Here is a 13,992-nt window from a genome sequence, read left to right as displayed (position 1 = left end):
TATGGTGAAGGATTCAGCGCGGCGGGCACTGGAAAGCAGCGAAGCGCTGGCTGCCATCGGCCGGGGCCGCAGCGGCCTGCACGGCGTTGGCGCCGGTGGTCGGGGCCTCGTTGCGGGCCAGGGTCTCCAGCTCTTCCTGCACGCGCAGCGGGTTGCGGTTGTAGAAGCCGACCTTGCTCTTCACGGTCACCACCACTTCGCCCTTGGAGATGCACCCGGCCGGTACCGGGCCTGCCGGCAGCACGCGGGTCGCCTTGCCGGCCGGTTCGATCGGCACCCAGGTGCAGGCGGTGACGGTGAGCAACAGGGACGACAGCAGCAGAACGCGCATGGGCAGGATCCTGGAAGGGAATGTCAGGAGTGTGCCTGAACCGTCTGAATCAGGGATAGCCGGGACGGGGTCGGATCCCCCGCAGGGGGCTCTGACCCCAGAGTACGACGGGGTCGGAGCCCTCCCTGGGGGAGGGATCCGACCCCTGGCCGGCGTATTGCCTTACTTCTTTACCGGGTTGCCTTCGGCATCAATCACGGTCACTTCGCCCAGGTTCAAGGCGCGTACGGCCGCTTCGGTCTGCTTGAGGTCACCCACCACCACCCAGGTCAGCGCCTGCGGCTTGATCTCCGCGGCCGCCTGCTGCACCTGTGCCGGGGTCATCGCTTCGATCTCGGCCTTGCGGCGCAGCACGTAGTCGTCCGGGCGCTTGAACTGCACGATCGTGCCGATGGTCGCGGCCACCGCGCTGGCGGTCTCGTAGGCACCGGGCAGGCTCAGGGTCTGGATGTTGCGGATGCGCGCCACTTCAGCGTCGGTCGCCGGCTTGCTGCCGTTGGCGAACTCGGCGATCTCCTTGCGCATTTCGGCCATGGCCGGGCCGGTCTTGTCGATCTGCACCGGTGCCATCGCCATCCACGGGCGCTGGCCCACGGTGTTGCTGGCGCTGGTGCGGGCACCGTAGGACCAGTGCTTGTCCTCGCGCAGGTTCATGTTCAGGCGCGAGGTGAAGTCGCCACCGATCACACCGTTGGCGATGTCGAAGCGGGTCGAGCTGGCGTCGCTGGACGGCGGCACGACCTGGCCGGCGAACAGGTTGGCCTGCACCGCGCCCGGCTGGTCGATCAGGAACACGCGCGGGCTCTTCGGCAGTGCCACGGCGGTGGTGGCCTTGATCGTCGGTGCATCACCGGTGGCCTTCCAGTCGCCCAGCTGCTTGTCCAGCAGCGGCACGATCTCGGCCAAGGTGGTATCGCCGACCACGATCAGGGTGCCGTCCTGCGGACGCAGCCAGTCGCGGTGGAAGTCGACCAGGTCCTCGCGGCCCAGGCTGCTGATCGCCGCTTCATCACCGCTGCCGGTGAACGGAATCGCGTAGGGGTGGCCCTTGCCGTACAACAGCGGCGGCAGCACGCGCATCGCCACCGCACCCGGATTGACCTTCTCCTGCTGGATACCGGCGATCCAGGTCGCCTTGACCCGGTCGATCTCGCTCTGCTCGAAGCGCGGCTCGCGCAGCAGGCTGGCATACAGCGCCAGCGACGGCACCAGGTTCTCCTTCAGCGCGGACAGTTCCACGTCCACCGAATCCAGGCCGGCGGAAGCATCGAGGTCCGCACCCAGCGCATCGGCCGCATCGGCGAAGGCCAGCGAACCCAGCTTGCCAGCGCCTTCGGTCATCAGGCTCATGGTGAAGTTGGCGGTACCCGGCTTGCGGCCCTGGTCAGCGGTGAAGCCGCCCGGGAACTGGTAGCTGAACTGCACCACCGGAATCTCATGGCGCTCGGCCAGCACCACCTGGGTGCCGTTCTTCAGCGTGGCGCGCTGCAGTGCCGGGAACTTCAGCTGCGGGAATTCGCGGGTCTGCGGCACGCCGGCCTTGCGGTCCACCTGCTCGGGCAGGGTGCTGTACCTGCTGTCCGCGGCCGGCACGTTGAATGGCTTCGGCGCCTGCGACGGATCTTCCTTCAGCGCTACGCGTTCACCCGGCTCGACCACCAGGGTGTGGCTGCCCTTGTCCAGCCACTGCGCGCCCAGGCGCTTGAGGTCGGCAGCGGTGGCCTTGTCGATGTTGGCCAGCGAGGTGCGGAAGCAGCCCGGGTCGCCGGTGTACACCGTGCATTCGGCCAGCGCGTCGGCCTTGCCGCCGAAGCCGCCGATGCGCTCGATGCCGCGGATGAAGGCAGCGCGCGAGCCGGTCTTGGCGCGTGCCAGTTCTTCGGCGGTCGGGCCCTCCTTCAGCAGGCGCTCGATTTCCTCATCGATGATCTTTTCGACCTTGGCCGGATCCTGGCCCTGCTTCACCGTGGCCATCACCATGAAGTTGGACCCCAGCTGCGAGGCGTAGGCGCCAGCGCTGATGTTGTCCACCAGCTTGTCCTGGTGCTGCAGGCGCTGGCTCAGGCGCGAAGACTTGGCGCCGCCGAGCACATAGGCCAGCAGCTGCAGCTGGTCGACGTCGGTGGTGCCGACCTGGGCCACGTTCCAGGCGCGGTAGATGCGCGCCTGCGGCACCTTGTCGGTCATTACTTCGCGGGTGTCGGCCGGGCGCTTGGCCACGTCCACCTTCGGCTGTGCCATGGTCGGGCCGGCCGGGATGCTGCCGAAGTACTTGGCGGCCTTTTCCTTGGCCGTGGCCAGATCGATGTCACCGGCCAGCACCAGCACCGCGTTGTTCGGGCCGTACCAGGTGCGGAACCAGGTCTTGACGTCGTCCAGCGAGGCGGCGTTGAGATCGTTCATCGAGCCGATCACGCTGTGGTGGTACGGGTGGCCCACCGGATACAGCGCGCGGTTGAGCTGTTCCCACACCTGGCCATAGGGCTGGTTCTCGCCCTGCCGCTTCTCGTTCTGCACCACACCACGCTGCTCGTCGAGCGCGGCCTGGTCGATCGCGCCGACCAGATGGCCCATGCGATCCGATTCCATCCACAGCGCCATGTCCAGCGCGGTGGTCGGCACGTTCTCGAAGTAATTGGTGCGGTCGGTATTGGTGGTGCCGTTCTGGCCGGTGGCACCCACCTGCTTGAAGGGCTCGAAGTACTCGCCGTCGTGGTTCTCGCTGCTCTGGAACATCAGGTGCTCGAACAGATGCGCGAAGCCGGTACGGCCGGCCGGCTCATCCTTGCTGCCGACGTGGTACCAGATGTTGACCGCAACGATCGGTGCCTTGCGATCGGTGTGCACCACCACGCGCAGGCCGTTGGGCAGGGTGAACTGCTCGAACGGGATATCGACCTTGCTGGTCGCGGCCGGCTTGGCCGCCAGCGCGTAGGTCGGCGCGAGCGTGCCGAGAGCAGTACTGAGAGCAACAGCGAGCAGCGCGGCGCGCGGGCGCAGGGTGAGCGACATATCCGGGTCCTTGGTCACATAGGTGAATCCCGATCCTAGCGCGGGCGTGCGGCCACCGGTATCGGCCACCAGTCACTGGGGGTGATCGGCCACATCGGCCATCGCGATCACGTTTTCAGGGTCACGAACGGCGGTGATTCACGTCCGGACAGTGTCCGCGGCACCCCGAATGGACAGGTGTCCGCCCGGCGGACACTTTTCATACGCCATAAAACCCTTATGAATCAATGAGTAAAAGTTGGCACGGGGATTGCTTTGTCCTTCCTGCGCCAGCAAGGGCTTCAGACAAAACCTGACTGAAGACTGAACAAAAGCAGGAAATCGAAAATTCCGCTTGCATCCCCAGAACTGGTGTTCTACCTTACTACCACACCACTGCTCACCAACACTAAACAGGCCCCGTCATGAACGCCAAGACCATTGCCATCGCCATCGCCCTGATCGCCGGCACCGCGGTTGTTTCGTCGGTGCAGGCCTCCGAATCCATCAAGACCCTGTCCACCGTGCAGGTCCGCCCGGCCCCCGACCAGCTGGTCCAGCAGGCCTGGGAACAGGCCAGCGGCATCCGCACCCTGGCCACCGTTGAAGTGCGCCCGAGCGCGGACCAGCTGAGCGAGCGCGACGGCTTCATCGCCGCCCCGGTCGCCGCCGCGCTGCCGATCACCACCCTGGCCTCGGTTGAAGTCCGCCCGAGCCTGGAGCAGCGTGTCGCCCTGGCTGCCGAGCAGGAAGCCCAGCGCTACGCCGCCACCCTGGCCGCCGCCGCCACCAGCGTCGCCAACCAGGTGATCGTCAACCTGCCGGCCCTGCAGGTGCGTCCGAGCGCCGCCCAGCTGCAGGCCTTCGCTGCCGAAACCGCCCAGGTCCTGCTGCGCCCGTAAGCGACGTCCGCCCTGCCCATCGCAGGGCGTGCGTCGTAAAGGCGGCGGCCGTCGCAGGTACACTGCGCCGATGAATGCCGCGCCCCAGTTCCACGTGATCCTGTTCCAACCGGAAATCCCGCCCAACACGGGCAATGTGATCCGGCTCTGCGCCAACACCGGCGCGCAGCTGCACCTGGTCGAGCCGCTCGGCTTCGCACTGGAAGACAAGCAGCTCAAGCGCGCCGGCCTGGACTACCACGAGTACTCGCGCCTGCAGGTGCATCCCGACCTGGACACTGCGCTGGCACGGATCGCACCGAAGCGGTTGTTCGCCCTGAGTACGCGTGCCAGCGTCCGCTATGACAGCGTGGCGTTCGACGACGGTGATGCCTTCCTGTTCGGCCCGGAAAGTCGTGGCCTGCCGCAGGAGGTGCTCGATGCCCTGCCCGATGGTCGCCGCCTGCGCCTGCCGATGCGGCCGGACAACCGCAGCCTCAATCTTTCCAACACCGTTGCGGTGGTGATGTACGAGGCGTGGCGCCAGCACGGGTTTGCCGGCGGCGCGTAGATCCACGCCATGCGTGGATGATCGTCTGGTAGATGCCGACCTTGGTCGGCACCGGAGCGCCAACCAAGGTTGGCGACTACCGTCATCCCGCTTGATCCACGCCGTGCGTGGAGGGCTTTCAGAACGCGTTGATGCCGGTCAGCTCGCGGCCGATCACCAGCTGATGCACGGTCTCGGTGCCTTCATAGGTGATCACCGATTCCAGGTTCAGCGCATGGCGGATCGCCACGTGCTCGGTGGTGATGCCGGCGCCACCCAGCAGATCGCGACATTCGCGGGCGATGTCGATCGCCATGCGGCAGTTGTTCCACTTGGCCAGGCTGACCTGTTGTGGCTGCACCTGACCGGCTTCCTTCAGGCGGCCCAGCTGCAGCGCCAGCAGCTGCGCCATGGTGATGCGCCGGGCCATCTCGGCCAGCTTGATCTGCGCGCTCTGCGTGGCGGCCAGCGGACGGCCGAACAGCACGCGCTCCTTGGCATAGCCCAGCGCTTCGTCCAGGCAGGCGATGGCCGAGCCGATCGGGCCCCAGCTGATGCCGAATCGCGCCTGGGTCAGGCAGCCCAGCGGCCCCTTCAGGCCCTTTACATTCGGCAGGCGGTGGCTGTCGGGCACGCGCACGTCGTCGAAGAACAGCGCGCCGGTCAGCGACGCACGCAGGCTCATCTTGTGCTTGATTTCCTGGGTGGTGAAGCCGGCCATGCCCTTTTCCAGCACGAAGCCCTGGATGCCGTCTTCGGTCTGCGCCCAGATGATGGCCAGGTCGGCCACCGGGCCGCTGGTGATCCACATCTTGCTGCCGCTGATGCGCCAGTCGCTGCCATCGCGCACCGCGCGGGTCTTCATGCTGGCCGGATCGGAACCGCCGTGCGCCTCGGTCAGGCCGAAGCAACCGATCAGTTCGCCGCGCGCCATTGCCGGCAGCCACTGCCGGCGTTGCTCTTCACTGCCGTACGCGTAGATGGGATACATGCACAGCGAGCTCTGCACCGACACGAAGCTGCGCAGGCCCGAATCACCGCGCTCCAGCTCCTGGCAGATCAGGCCGTAACTGACCGCGCCCAGATCGCCGCCGCCGTACTCGGCCGGCAGCGTGGCGCCGAGCAGGCCAAGCGAGGCGATCTCCGGCACCAGTTCCGACGGGAACCGCGCCTGGTCGAAGGCATCGCCGATGATCGGCAGCACGCGCTCGTTGGTGAAGCGGGCCACGCTTTCCTGGACTGCGCGCTCTTCCTCGCTGAGCAGGGAACGGACATCGAACAGGTCGTACGGATCCAAAGCCATGGCACTCACACGCAGACGGGACCTGGCCATTGTCGGTCATCCGGGTGGGTTTGGTGTGCCGGTAGAGACCGACCTCGGTCGGCGCTGGCGTTTCCGCGGACGCCAACCCAGGTGGGCGGCTACCGACGCTGCGTACGCTGCACTGCAGCAATCGCGGTGTGAACATCGGCGATCTAGCTCGATCACGCGCAGCCCGGTACCCTGACAACATTCAAACAACCGTTTCGCCCGTGGCTGCACGCGCGATTCCCAGGCAACCGCCGGTGGCCCCGATGCCGGCACTACCCACGAGTCATGCAATCGATGAGTGCTGAAGCCAACGCCCTGCCCCCGCGTGAAGTCATGGAATTCGACGTGGTCATCGTCGGTGCCGGCCCGGCCGGCCTGGCCACCGCGATCCGCCTGCGCCAACGCGCGATCGAAGCCGGTCGTGAACTGTCGGTCTGCGTGCTGGAGAAGGGCTCCGAGCCCGGTGCGCACGTGCTGTCCGGCGCAGTGATGGACCCGCGCGCGCTGACCGAACTGTTCCCGGACTGGGCCGAGCGCGGCGCACCGCTGAAGCAGAAGGTCACCCGCGACGAGTTCCTGTTCCTCAGCGAGACCGGCGCGCGCACCACGCCGCACGCGCTGTTGCCCGAGTGCTTCCACAACGAAGGCAACTACATCATCAGCCTCGGCGAGGTCACCCGCTGGCTGGCGCAGCAGGCCGAAGCGCTGGAAGTGGCGATCTTCCCCGGCTTTGCCGCCGCCGAAGTGCTGTACGGCGATGATGGCGCGGTGATCGGCGTGGCCACCGGCGACATGGGCATCGAAAAGGACGGCAGCATCGGCCCGGCCTTCGAACGCGGCATGGCGCTGCAGGCGAAGTACACGATCTTCGCCGAAGGCGCGCGCGGCCATCTGGGCCGCCAGCTGATCAGCCGTTTCAAGCTGGACGAAGGCAAGGATCCGCAGGCCTACGGCATCGGCATCAAGGAACTGTGGCAGATCGACCCGGCCAAGCATGAGCCGGGCCTGGTGGTGCACGCCGCCGGCTGGCCGCTGGACACCGATACCTACGGCGGTGCGTTCCTGTACCACGCCGACGGCGGCAAGGTCGCCATCGGCTACGTGGTCGGCCTGGACTACAAGAACCCGTGGCTGAGCCCGTTCGAGGAGTTCCAGCGCTTCAAGACCCATCCGTCGATCCGCAAGCACCTGGAAGGTGGCACCCGCATCGGTTACGGCGCGCGTGCGATCACCGCCGGCGGCCTGATGTCGCTGCCGAAGACCGTGTTCCCCGGTGGTGCACTGGTCGGCTGCGAGGCCGGCTACCTCAACGTCAGCCGCATCAAGGGCAGCCACGCGGCGATCAAGACCGGCATGCTGTGCGCCGATGCCGCCTTCGACGCGCTGGTGGCCGATCGCCAGCACGACGAGCTCAGCGCCTACCCGGCCGCCTTTGAAAGCAGCTGGCTGCACGACGAACTGAAGCTGTCGAAGAACTTCAAGCAGTGGTTCAAGAAGGGCCAGACCGTGGCCACGCTGATGACCGGCATCGAGCAGTGGCTGCTGCCGAAGCTGGGCGTGCGCAATCCGCCGTGGACCCTGCGCCACAGCATCCCGGACCATGCCTGCCTGGAGCCGGCATCCAAGCACGCGCGCATTGCCTATCCCAAGCCCGATGGCGTGCTGACCTTCGACCGCCTCAGCTCGGTGTTCCTGAGCAGCACCAACCACGACGAGAACCAGCCCAGCCACCTGACGCTGAAGGATGCGAGCATCCCGGTGAAGGTGAACCTGGCCGAGTACGCCGGTCCGGAAGCACGTTATTGCCCGGCGGGCGTGTACGAGTTCGTCGGCGACGGCAACGATGCGCGGCTGCAGATCAACGCGCAGAACTGCGTGCACTGCAAGACCTGCGACATCAAGGATCCGACCCAGAACATCGTCTGGGTGACCCCGCAGGGCGGCGGCGGACCGAACTACTCCGGCATGTGACCGGTGAGGGGGCTGCGACCGCCGGTCGCAGCCCCACGTTGCGTGCGACCGGTATCCTGCCCGCCATGCGCGCCTTTCATCTGCTTCTTGTTGCTGCCATGGCCCTGGCCACCAGCGCGTGCCAGCGCCCACCGGCTGCGCCCAGCACGCCGGAACAGGCGCGCCAGCAGGCGATGCAGCAGGCGTTCGAACTGTGTGCCGGCTGCCACACCGTCAAGGCCGGCGGCATCCACCGCTACGGACCCAACCTGCACGGAGTGATCGGCCGTCGTGCAGGCAGCCTGCCCGATTACGGCTATTCCCCGGCCATGCGCCGCGCCGACATCGTATGGAGTGCGCAGACGCTGGACACCTTCCTGCAGTCGCCCACCCATCTGGTACCCGGCACCCGCATGTACAACGCGTTCCCCAGCGCGGAGCGTCGCGCGCTGGTGATCGCCTACCTGCAGGAACACGCAGCTCAGTGAGCCAGGCGCTGCAGCTGCTGCTGCAGATGCGCCACGAACTGTCCGGCCTCGGCGATCACCGCTGCGATCTCTTCCTCGCCTGCTGCCTGCAACCGTTCCACCAGCGCGTTGGCGCGATCGGCCAGGCCGCGTGCGCCCACCGCCCCCAGCGCGCCGGCCTGCCGATGCAGGTGCAGCGCGGCCGTCACCCGGTCGCCTTCGTGCAGCGCGCGCTGCAGGACCGCGATGTCCTCGTCACTGGCCTTCAGCAGGCTGTCGCGCAGTTGCCGGGCGATCTCGCGTGAACCAAAGCGCCGCTGCAGGGTCGCCAGGTCGGGGAGTCCCTCATCGCCATCGGGTTCATCGTCGCTGTCCACGGCGGCCTGCTCATCCTCCGCACCGTCGGCGCGCGGCAGCCAGCGCAGCAGCGCCTGTCGCAGCGTCGCCAACGACAACGGCTTGGCCAGCACGTCATCCATGCCGGCTTCGCGGCAGCGGCGCGCGTCGTCGTCGAGCACGCTGGCGGTCAGCGCCAGCACCGGCATCCGCGGCTGGCCGTTACGCCCCTCGCGCTCGCGCAGCAGGCGGGTGAAACCGAATCCATCCAGCACCGGCATGCGGCAATCGGTGATGACCAGATCGAAGGATTCCTCCGCCAGCCGGTCCAGTGCCTGCTGCCCGTCATCGACCAGCACATGCGGTACGCCCAGCTGCTGCAGGCGCCAGGCCATCATCGCCTGGTTGGTGGGATGGTCTTCAATGACCATCACCCGCGCCTGGCGCAGATCAGGGGGCAGCAGCGCGCTCTGCTGATGCTCGGCCTGCAGCGCCATCACATCCTCGCTGCGCGCCTCCACCAGCGACAGTAGTACTTCAACCCGCGTCCCTTCGCCCAGCGTGCTTTCCAGCTTCAGTTCGCCGTCCATCTTCTGCACCAGGCGCCGGCAGATGCTCAGGCCCAGCCCGGTGCCCCCGTGGTCGCGCTGGATGTACGCGCCGGCCTGGGTGAAGGGTTCGAACAGGGTCGGCAACTGCTCCGGCGCAATGCCGATGCCGGTATCGGTGACGCTCAGGCGCAGCGGCTGGCTGCCATCCTCCGCAGTAGGGCCCAGCACCTCCAGCTGCAGCCGCACCGAGCCCTTCACAGTGAACTTGATGGCATTGCTGAGCAGGTTGAACACGATCTGCCGAAAACGCACGCCATCCACTTCATGCGCCTGCGCCAGCTGTTCGTCGATGTCCAGCTGCAGGTCCAGGCCGCGCGCCGTGGCCTGCGGCAGCAACAATCGATGGACCCCCTCCAGCAGTGGCCGCACCGGTAGCGGTACCGGCTCCAGGCGCAGTGCGCCCGCTTCCATCCGCGAATAGTCGAGGATGTCGTCCAGGATCTGCCGCAGCATCTGCGCGGAGTCTTCGATCACGCCGAGGATGCGTTGCTGTTCGGCGTCCAGAGGCGAATGCGCCAGCACTTCCAGCATGCCCAGCACACCGCTCATCGGCGTGCGGATTTCATGGCTCATGGTGGCCAGGAAGCGCGACTTCGCTGCCGCTGCCTGTTCGGCTTCGACCATCGCCGCGGCAAGCGCGTCAGCCTGCGCGCGCGCCTGGCTCACGTCCACCCAGTAACCGCTCCAGGTCACCGCGCCCGCTTCGGTGGAATACGGGTGCGCCTGGCTGCGCACCCAGCAGGGTGCGCTTCCTTCACGATGGACCTGGAACTCGAAGGAAAGCGGTGCGAAATTGCGCGCCGCCAGTTCCATCGCGCACAACACCTTTTCGCGGTCATCGGCATCGATGCATGCCAGCAGCGCCTGCCCATCCGTCTCCGCCTGCTGGCGGCTGATGCCGAACATCGACTGCACATCGCCGGCGATGAAGGGGAATCTCAAGGTGCCGTCCGCTTCGCGGCGGGCCTGGTAGACGATGGCAGGCAGGTTGTCGGTCACCTCGGCCAGGCGCTGCTCCAGCTCGCGGCGGCCGGCCACCTCGCGGCGCAACCGCCAGTGGCCCAGCCCGTGCACCGCCACCGCGGTGGCCAGCACCAGCAGCAGCGGAAGACCCCAGCGCAGGAGGGTGCGCCAGTCCACCCCATCGCGGTATTCCACCGACAGCCAATCGCCGCGCAGGGCCTCGCGCTGGCGTGGCCCCATCTGCAGCAGCAGGCGGTCGAAGGTGGTGGCCAATGCCGCATGACGACGTTCCACCGCCAGCACCAGCTGGTCGTTGAACCCGGCCGGCGCGGCCAGTTGCAGGCGCCCCGGGAAGCGGTTGCGCAGCAGTTGGTCGACCAGCGCCAGGTTGCCCACGTAGGCATCGGCCTCGCCATCAGCAAGACGTTGCAGGGCCTGCTCGGCGCTGCGCGCGGCGACGATCTTCACCGACGGCGCCTGCTGCTGCACGTAGCCACGGACGCGCTCCGGATCGGACAGCAGCACGCGTTTGCCGTCCAGGTCCGACAAGCCCAGCATCGACGGACTGTCGGTGCGGGTGACGATCACATTGGGCACGGTGATGAAGGGCTGGCTGAACACCCATTCCGGGCCCAGATAGCGCGAATCGGCAGGAATGCCGATCACCGCCTGCAGTTCCCCGCGACGCGCCTTCTCGCGCACCTCGTACCAGTCATGGCTGTTTTCAACCTGCAGGTTGGCGCCGGCCTGCAGCAGGCGCTGCAGGTACTCATTGGTCAGGCCACTGGGCTTGCCATGCCTGTCGGCGAACGACAGCGGTGCGGCATTGGGCGCAAAACCAATCTTCAACGGCTGCTGCAGCACGCGTTTTTCGGCCTGGCTCAACGCCAGCTGCGCCGATGCCGACCATTGCGGAGGCGGCAGCCAGCGCTGCGCGAGGGCGTCGCGCTGGGCCTCGCTGATGGCGGCGAGCGCCAGATCCAGTGCTTCGGACAACGGCTGCTTGCTGTTGGGCACACCGAAATGCAACTGCTCCGGGGGCAGATCGCTGGGCCGCAGCAACGCCACACCCTTCAGTCCGGTGGCGGCGATCAGTTCGGTTGCCACGTAGGCATTGCCGATGAAAATGTCGGCTTTGTCGTCTCTGACCATATTCAAGGCGGTCAGCGTGTTGTCTGCGACAAGTTGGCGTGCCCGTGGGAACCGTGCACGCACCTGCGGTCCGGTCATGAAGTCCTGCTCGACCACGACGCGCAGCCCATCCAGATCGGGTGCCTCCGAGGCACGCAGGTCCTGGGGGCGCCCAACCATGGCCAGCGGTGCTTCGGCATAGGCGGCGGTGTAGACCATGCAACGGGTACGCTCGGCACTGAGCGCGATGTTCATCACCACGTCGATCTCGCCGCGGCATGCCGCATCCAGCACCGAAGGCCAGTCCGGATAGCGGCGCGTCTCCACCTTCAGGCCAAGCTGACGGGTCGAAAGCGTCAGGTAGTCGGGGCCGAGCCCCACCTGCTTGCCGTCCTGGATCGACTCAAAAGGAGGCCAGCCACTGTCATACTGTCCAACAACGACAACAGGATGTGCGGCCAGGTATTCGCGCTGCAGGGGGCTGAGCGGCAACGGCCCCGGTACGGACGCGGACTGGGCCAGCGCCGGCAGAGCCAGCAGGGTCGTCAACAGGATCAGTCCACGAGCCGCCCAGCTGCACATCTGCAACGATCTCCTGGAAGTCCTGCCAGGGACCGCGACAGTCGCGGTCCGGCGTGCCGGTGGCCATACTAGAGCATGACCTTGCGCATCATCATCGCAGACGATCACCCCGTGGTCCGCATCGGTACCCGCGCCGTCATCGAGTCCAGCGGCGTTGGCAAAGTCGTTGGCGAGGCCGACAACGCCCAGGCGCTGATGACGCTGCTGACCACCCAGGCCTGCGATCTGCTGGTTACCGACTATTCGATGCCCGGCAGCCCCCAGGCCGATGGCTTCGCCATGATCGGCATGATCCGCCGCCGCCATCCCGACCTGCCGGTGCTCATGCTCAGCGTCTCCAACAACCTGGCGATCCTGCGCATGGTGCTCGACAGCGGCGTGCTCGGCCTGGTCGACAAGAGTTCGTCGATGGATGAACTGCCGCAGGCGATCCAGGCGGTCTACCGCGGCCAGTCCTACATCAGCCGCAGCCTGCGCGAGCGGGTGGAGGAAGCCGGCAGCTGGCGCATGCGCGAGGGCGATGGCAAGCCGTTGTCGCCGCGCGAAGTGGAGGTGCTGCGCCTGCTCGGTACCGGCATGACGGTGAAGGAAATCTCGCTGCAGCTGCACAAGAGCGTCAGCACCATCAGCCGCCAGAAGGGTGATGCCATGCTCAAGCTGGGGCTGAAGGGCGATGCGGAACTGTTCGACTACCTGCGCGACGGCAGGATCTGAGACGCCGTTCACAGCTCTCTGGGGGAGGCTCCCCCTGCCCCCCCCCTGTGATCGCCGTCGCATCTGTGCCATCATCCGCCCCGATGGGTTTTCCTATGCGAGGTCGAAGGAATCGACCGGCTCATCACGACGTTCCCCCTCATCGAGGGCGGGGCGTGTTCTGCGTTGGCCTTCCTGCCCGACGCCCGCAAACCATGGAGAGGTGCATGAAGATCCTTCCGCAATCCCGCTTGGCCCGTGTCCGCCCACGCCTGTGTGCGACGTTCGCTGGCCTGCTCGTTGCGTTGCTTGCCAGCGCCTGCACCCCCTCGACTTCGACCGCGTCACCACAGGGCGCCACCGCGCCACGACAGGATGTTGCCCCGATGCAGAGCTCCGCCACACCCGCCACCACGGCCACCGCCACGCCCCCCGATGCCGGCAGCGTGCTGTATTTCATCTACGACGTCGACGGCGATGGCGCCGTTTCGTATGAAGTAGCCAATGGCAGTGTCGCCACCTTCTGGTTCGGCCATGCCTTCGAAGTGGCCGGCACCCGCTATTACACCGGCTTTGCCTGGAACACGCCGCAGAAGTACGGCAAGCCCGGCGAGGACGATGTCGGTCCGGACAGCCAGGTCACCCTGACCGAGGCCACCTTCACCCTGACCGGCGACAAGCCGGACCGGCCGTGGGTGTTCAAGGGTGCCGAGCCGTGGATCGGCACCGTCGGCGCCAACGGCACCGCGCCGGACATCGACAGCAAGCGCAAGCCGCTGGAGTACCGCACCCCGGCCGGCAAGCTGGTGCTGGCGGTGCCGACCAGCACCTTCGCCACCGGTACCAGCATCGAAAGCTACACCGTGCTGGTGTTCAACCCGGACTATGAGAAATCCGAAGACGGCCAGGTCTGGGCCAGCCTCGGCACGGTGATCACCGGCGAAGACAATTCGGCCGCCTGCGACGACGGCCAGGTGATGCCGTGCGTCAGCAACCGGGGCGTTCTGGCCTTCAACGCCGTCGCCGGCAGCGACCTGCCCAGCATCAGTGTCACCGCCACCGGCACCACCATTTCCGGCCCGGGCCAGACCCGTGCCTTGGGTGCGGCCGATGCACGCCAGTACCACTACGACGCCGCCCGCAAGGCCTACGTCGAAAAGTAAGACGCACCACCCCGCAGCACCTGTTGACCGA

At 66.9% G+C, this 13,992-nt stretch carries 10 protein-coding genes; 6 read left to right on the top strand and 4 right to left on the bottom strand.

The features are described 5' to 3' along the window. Positions 1-13: 13 nt before the first annotated feature. Together CR919_RS07985 and CR919_RS07980 are read right to left on the bottom strand one after the other, a co-directional pair. Entirely contained in the window at positions 14-331 is a 318-nt protein-coding gene (locus CR919_RS07985) for a DUF4156 domain-containing protein (RefSeq protein ID WP_025875855.1), read from the bottom strand. A gap of 162 nt (positions 332-493) precedes the next feature. Then, the gene (locus tag CR919_RS07980; RefSeq protein ID WP_099819557.1) at positions 494-3,343 is read right to left on the bottom strand and encodes a pitrilysin family protein; all 2,850 of its coding nucleotides are present in this window, start codon (positions 3,341-3,343) and stop codon (positions 494-496) included. A gap of 404 nt (positions 3,344-3,747) precedes the next feature. Here CR919_RS07980 and CR919_RS07975 point away from each other — a divergent pair, with 404 nt between their 5' ends. Further along, positions 3,748-4,224 (top strand): hypothetical protein, encoded by a 477-nt coding sequence (locus CR919_RS07975; protein WP_099819556.1) that lies wholly within the window; start codon positions 3,748-3,750, stop codon positions 4,222-4,224. Between the two features lie 70 nt (positions 4,225-4,294). Continuing rightward, positions 4,295-4,774, top strand: coding sequence for a tRNA (cytidine(34)-2'-O)-methyltransferase (locus CR919_RS07970; RefSeq protein ID WP_099819555.1), 480 nt, complete (start codon positions 4,295-4,297; stop codon positions 4,772-4,774). Between the two features lie 118 nt (positions 4,775-4,892). Here the strand turns inward: CR919_RS07970 and CR919_RS07965 are convergent, their stop codons facing one another. After that, positions 4,893-6,056 (bottom strand): acyl-CoA dehydrogenase family protein, encoded by a 1,164-nt coding sequence (locus CR919_RS07965; RefSeq protein WP_099819554.1) that lies wholly within the window; start codon positions 6,054-6,056, stop codon positions 4,893-4,895. A gap of 303 nt (positions 6,057-6,359) precedes the next feature. Here CR919_RS07965 and CR919_RS07960 point away from each other — a divergent pair, with 303 nt between their 5' ends. Beyond that, positions 6,360-8,036: an electron transfer flavoprotein-ubiquinone oxidoreductase gene (locus tag CR919_RS07960; protein WP_099819553.1), complete on the top strand. Its 1,677-nt coding sequence runs from the start codon at positions 6,360-6,362 to the stop codon at positions 8,034-8,036. A gap of 65 nt (positions 8,037-8,101) precedes the next feature. Beyond that, the gene (locus CR919_RS07955) at positions 8,102-8,503 is read left to right on the top strand and encodes a c-type cytochrome (protein WP_099819683.1); all 402 of its coding nucleotides are present in this window, start codon (positions 8,102-8,104) and stop codon (positions 8,501-8,503) included. Here CR919_RS07955 and CR919_RS07950 read toward each other — a convergent pair. Then, entirely contained in the window at positions 8,497-12,105 is a 3,609-nt protein-coding gene (locus CR919_RS07950; RefSeq protein ID WP_099819552.1) for a transporter substrate-binding domain-containing protein, read from the bottom strand. The genes CR919_RS07955 and CR919_RS07950 overlap by 7 nt on opposite strands. 75 nt (positions 12,106-12,180) lie before the next feature. Between CR919_RS07950 and CR919_RS07945 the strand changes: the two genes are divergently transcribed. Together CR919_RS07945 and CR919_RS07940 are read left to right on the top strand one after the other, a co-directional pair. Further along, the gene (locus CR919_RS07945) at positions 12,181-12,819 is read left to right on the top strand and encodes a response regulator transcription factor (RefSeq protein WP_099819551.1); all 639 of its coding nucleotides are present in this window, start codon (positions 12,181-12,183) and stop codon (positions 12,817-12,819) included. A gap of 365 nt (positions 12,820-13,184) precedes the next feature. Then, positions 13,185-13,961: a hypothetical protein gene (locus CR919_RS07940; protein ID WP_099819550.1), complete on the top strand. Its 777-nt coding sequence runs from the start codon at positions 13,185-13,187 to the stop codon at positions 13,959-13,961. The last annotated feature ends 31 nt before the right edge of the window (positions 13,962-13,992 follow it).

The sequence above is a fragment of the Stenotrophomonas sp. LMG 10879 genome (assembly GCF_002750935.1).
GTDB classification, from domain to species: Bacteria; Pseudomonadota; Gammaproteobacteria; order Xanthomonadales; family Xanthomonadaceae; genus Stenotrophomonas; species Stenotrophomonas lactitubi_B.
This window is presented reverse-complemented; position numbering and strand designations above follow the sequence as displayed.

Bases quoted from the DNA above. Each gene is read 5' to 3' on its own strand.
- CR919_RS07985 (WP_025875855.1), bottom strand. From the start codon at position 331: ATGCGCGTTCTGCTGCTGTCGTCCCTGTTGCTCACCGTCACCGCCTGC.
- CR919_RS07970 (WP_099819555.1), top strand. From the start codon at position 4,295: ATGAATGCCGCGCCCCAGTTCCACGTGATCCTGTTCCAACCGGAAATC.
- CR919_RS07960 (WP_099819553.1), top strand. From the start codon at position 6,360: ATGAGTGCTGAAGCCAACGCCCTGCCCCCGCGTGAAGTCATGGAATTC.
- CR919_RS07965 (WP_099819554.1), bottom strand. From the start codon at position 6,056: ATGGCTTTGGATCCGTACGACCTGTTCGATGTCCGTTCCCTGCTCAGC.
- CR919_RS07955 (WP_099819683.1), top strand. From the start codon at position 8,102: ATGCGCGCCTTTCATCTGCTTCTTGTTGCTGCCATGGCCCTGGCCACC.
- CR919_RS07975 (WP_099819556.1), top strand. From the start codon at position 3,748: ATGAACGCCAAGACCATTGCCATCGCCATCGCCCTGATCGCCGGCACC.
- CR919_RS07950 (WP_099819552.1), bottom strand. From the start codon at position 12,105: ATGTGCAGCTGGGCGGCTCGTGGACTGATCCTGTTGACGACCCTGCTG.
- CR919_RS07980 (WP_099819557.1), bottom strand. From the start codon at position 3,343: ATGTCGCTCACCCTGCGCCCGCGCGCCGCGCTGCTCGCTGTTGCTCTC.
- CR919_RS07945 (WP_099819551.1), top strand. From the start codon at position 12,181: ATGACCTTGCGCATCATCATCGCAGACGATCACCCCGTGGTCCGCATC.
- CR919_RS07940 (WP_099819550.1), top strand. From the start codon at position 13,185: ATGCAGAGCTCCGCCACACCCGCCACCACGGCCACCGCCACGCCCCCC.